Consider the following 3490-nt stretch of genomic DNA (forward strand, 5'->3'; position numbering starts at 1 on the left):
ACCACGCCCAGCGGCTCGTGGAAGTGGTAGGCTACCGTGTCGTTATCCAGTTGCGACAGGCCGCCTTCCTGCGCGCGGATGCATCCGGCGAAATAACGGAAATGGTCGATCGCCAGCGGAATATCGGCCGCCAGAGTTTCGCGCACCGGCTTGCCGTTGTCCCAGGTTTCGGCCTCGGCAATGGCTTGCAGGTTTTCTTCCATACGGTCGGCAATGCGGTTCAGCATCAGCGCGCGCTGGGCGGGGCTGGTGGTGCCCCATGCATCCTTGGCGGCGTGGGCAGCATCCAGAGCCAGCTCCACATCGGCGGCGTCCGAGCGGGCGACTTCGCACAGGACGCGACCATTCACCGGCGAGGTGTTCTCGAAATAGCGGCCATTGACCGGAGCCACCCATTCGCCACCGATGAAGTTTTCATAGCGGGCTTTGAACTGGGGCGTTACGGCGCGGGTAAATTCGGATTTGCTCATCGAAATGGCCTCCTGCTGTTTCCTTGCGGGCCGGTTGTCCGGCGTCTGGGGAAAGGTTGGGGAGGTCACGCGCCGGTTGCCAGAGGGGTGTCTCATGGTGCGGCGCAAACCTGTCGCAGGATTGCGACAGGTCAGTGCAGGTCGATCAGGCCCAGCTTGTGCAGCTTGCGATGCAGGGTGGCGCGGCTGATGCCCAGCGCCCGCGCCGCCGCCGAGACATTGCCGCCGGAACGGGCCAGCGCTCTGCGCACAGCCCCGCGTTCGGCCTCGTATAGATCGGTGTCGGTATCGGACAGCGCAGCCTGAGCCGAGGCCAGCAGATCGGTCGCAGGCAGCTGGGCGGCGATCCGCTCGTCGGTAATCAGCAGCGACAGACGCGCCGCCCGTGTCGCCCCGATCACCAGATCGTCGCGGTCAACCGCTAGCAATGCCGCTGTATTGCGCTCGCTGGCATCACCGGCCAGCACAATCCGCGCATCGCTAAAGGCCTGACGGAAGGTCTGGGCCTCGATAGCGCGGGCCGCATCGGCCACCGTGTTCGAGATCAGACCCAGTATGCTCTCGGTGGCATCGGCCCGACACGAGGACACATCCAGCGATCCCGCCAGCCGCCCCAGATGGTCGTGAACCGGATAGGTGACACAGCTAAGGCCGGTATTGCGCGAATGGAAATGCTGGTCGCGATGGATGATCACCGGACGATGCTCGGCCAGAGCGGTGCCGATGCCGTTGGTGCCTTCGACCGCTTCGGACCACACCGCCCCCGGCCACAGACCCCAGCGATGGAAGGTCTGGTCGTCGGCCACGGCCCCGCGTCGTTCAACCGGTATTCCGTCCGTATTGGTCAGCAGCACACAGCAGCCCACACCACCCACGGCCTGAAACAGCCTGTCCAGAACCCCTTCGGCGGCGCGTGTGACCGGCTCCATGGCCTGTTGCGCCTCGCGAAGTTGCTGGTCGGTGATGGTTTCGACCTGACGATGCCGCATGGGGTCGAGGCCATACAGGGTGATGGAGCGACGCCATGAAGCCGCCAAAGCCGAACGAGCACCGGCATTATCGTCCAGTGCCTGACGGATCAGATTGCCATGTTCGTTACGCGAACGATCACTCACAGTCGGCCTCCAAGGGTGCGCCTTTTGCGATCAGACGCGCCTTGAAGGCAGGCGTCAATGCGTCATCGCTGCACACCGTCCGGTTGTCTCGGGTTCAAAAGATGACCCGTTACAGATGGGTGTGACGTCCAGCCAATGCAAAACCGCCTGACCTGTTTGGCCGATCCATTCGCCCCGCGATTGTAAGTCGAGGGATCAAACGGCGCTATGCGTATAGGTCTGTAGGCTGTTATTGGCGCATGAAAATGCATCAGGGGGAATGATGAAGGTCCTGCGATACTCGACCCAGATCCACAAATGGATCGGCCTTGTCGTCGGCGTGCAAGTCCTGTTCTGGGTGGCGGGCGGCGTGGTGATGACCGCCATCCCCATCGAGACGGTTCGCAGCGAGCACCGGCTGAAACCCGCATCCCCGTCAGCCCTGCCGGTCGAACAGCTCCTGCCCCTCAGCACAGTGGCACAGAGCGCAGGCATCGCACCGGCGCGCGCCGAACTTAAAGGCACACAGCGCGGTCCGGCATGGGTGCTGACACCTGCGGGTGGCGAGCCTGTGACCCTGAACGCCACCACGGGCCAGCCTTTTGCCGCCATGGAGGCCAACGAGGTCTCGGCGCTGGCCAAGGCCGCCTATCGCGGCACGGCGACGGCGCAGACGCCTGTCCTTCTGGATCAGGCCCCCAAGGAAACCGGCCGCGACGGGCCGATCTGGCGGGTGAATTTCAACGATGCCGAACGCACCAGCTTCTATCTGTCTCCCCAGACAGGCGAGGTGGTTACGCGGCGTTCGGCGGTCTGGCGTTTCTATGATTTCTTCTGGCGCCTGCACATTCTCGACTTCAAGAACGGCGACAATTTCAACCACCCGCTGCTGGTCGGCCTGACGGTGCTGACGCTCAGCATTGTGGTGACCGGCTTTATCCTGTTGTGGATACGCCTGTCGCGCGATCTAAAAACCGCACGCGCCGTTCGTGCCGCGCGCCGCAGAACGTCCTAGGATATTCTAGTAAACGGCCTGCACGCTGTCCGGTTCGGACGGTGTCCACGGCGGTCCCGATGACGGGCCTGACAACGAAAACCACGTCAGGCCTATCGCCGCGACAATGGCGGCAATGCTGAGAAACCGGAAACGGGCCTGTTCGCGCAGGCATAGAGGGTCGTTCCGCATAAGCCACCCCGATGGCTGTTGGTGAGCAATCCTGACACGACGTTATGTCAGAAAGCTTGGCCGTAAAACCTAGGATGATTGCTTAGGCCGAACCCTTGAGTGGAGGCCTGAAGGCGGGCCCCGGCGACGTGGCCAAGCTTTACATTTCACAACACGCGACGTTGAACGAAAGCATGCCTGAAAGGTTATTCTGGGCTGGCTTCAAAGCCGCTCATACCCATATCCTGCCCGATGCTTTCTGACTTTTGACGGAGTTGTCCCTTGCCGACCCTGTATTACGCCGTAGGCGCATGTTCGCTGGCCCCGCATATCGTTCTGGAATGGATCGGCGCGCCCTATGAGGCGGTAAAGGTGCAGTATGGCTCGCCCGAGCTGCTGGCCGTCAATCCGGCAGGGGCGGTTCCGACCCTGCGCGAGGACGACGGCTGGTTGCTGACACAGGCGGGGGCCATCCTCGACTATCTGTCGCACAAACATCCCGAGGCCAATCTGTCGGGCGGGGACAGCCTGCGCCAAAAGGCCGAGAACCATCGCTGGTCGGCCTTCCTGACCTCGGACATGCACGCCGCCTTCTGGCCGGTCTTCATGCCGTACCGCTACACGACCGACGAGAGCGAAGAGGCCCGCGCCAAGGTCGTCGCTGCCGGTCATGTGCTGGTGCACAAACAGTTCGCCACCCTCGACAAACACCTGGAGGGCCGCGAGTGGATTCTGGACGGCAAGTCGGTGATCGACGCCTA

5 protein-coding genes are annotated in these 3490 nt (G+C 62.7%); 2 read left to right on the forward strand and 3 right to left on the reverse strand.

Going from position 1 to position 3490, the window contains the following annotated elements:
• Positions 1-470 (reverse strand): aldehyde dehydrogenase family protein (locus RSB01_RS00510; protein ID WP_332624968.1); only part of this gene is annotated, 470 nt, incomplete at its 3' end.
• A 131-nt stretch (positions 471-601) separates the two neighbouring features.
• Complete coding sequence (locus RSB01_RS00515; RefSeq protein ID WP_332590708.1) at positions 602-1585, reverse strand: GAF domain-containing protein; 984 nt, start codon at positions 1583-1585, stop codon at positions 602-604.
• A gap of 262 nt (positions 1586-1847) precedes the next feature.
• Here RSB01_RS00515 and RSB01_RS00520 point away from each other — a divergent pair, with 262 nt between their 5' ends.
• Complete coding sequence (locus RSB01_RS00520) at positions 1848-2579, forward strand: PepSY domain-containing protein (protein WP_332590709.1); 732 nt, start codon at positions 1848-1850, stop codon at positions 2577-2579.
• A 6-nt stretch (positions 2580-2585) separates the two neighbouring features.
• Here the strand turns inward: RSB01_RS00520 and RSB01_RS00525 are convergent, their stop codons facing one another.
• Entirely contained in the window at positions 2586-2750 is a 165-nt protein-coding gene (locus RSB01_RS00525) for a hypothetical protein (RefSeq protein ID WP_332590710.1), read from the reverse strand.
• Between the two features lie 261 nt (positions 2751-3011).
• Between RSB01_RS00525 and RSB01_RS00530 the strand changes: the two genes are divergently transcribed.
• Positions 3012-3490, forward strand: a 479-nt coding sequence (locus RSB01_RS00530; RefSeq protein WP_332624969.1) for a glutathione S-transferase N-terminal domain-containing protein, incomplete at its 3' end; no start/stop codon positions are given.

Origin of the sequence: Brevundimonas sp., from assembly GCF_036659295.1 — a bacterium.
In the GTDB taxonomy this organism is placed as follows: domain Bacteria; phylum Pseudomonadota; class Alphaproteobacteria; order Caulobacterales; family Caulobacteraceae; genus Brevundimonas.

Excerpts from the sequence above, each read along its gene's own strand:
- RSB01_RS00520 (WP_332590709.1), top strand. The coding sequence starts at position 1,848 with ATGAAGGTCCTGCGATACTCGACCCAGATCCACAAATGGATCGGCCTT.
- RSB01_RS00525 (WP_332590710.1), bottom strand. The coding sequence starts at position 2,750 with ATGCGGAACGACCCTCTATGCCTGCGCGAACAGGCCCGTTTCCGGTTT.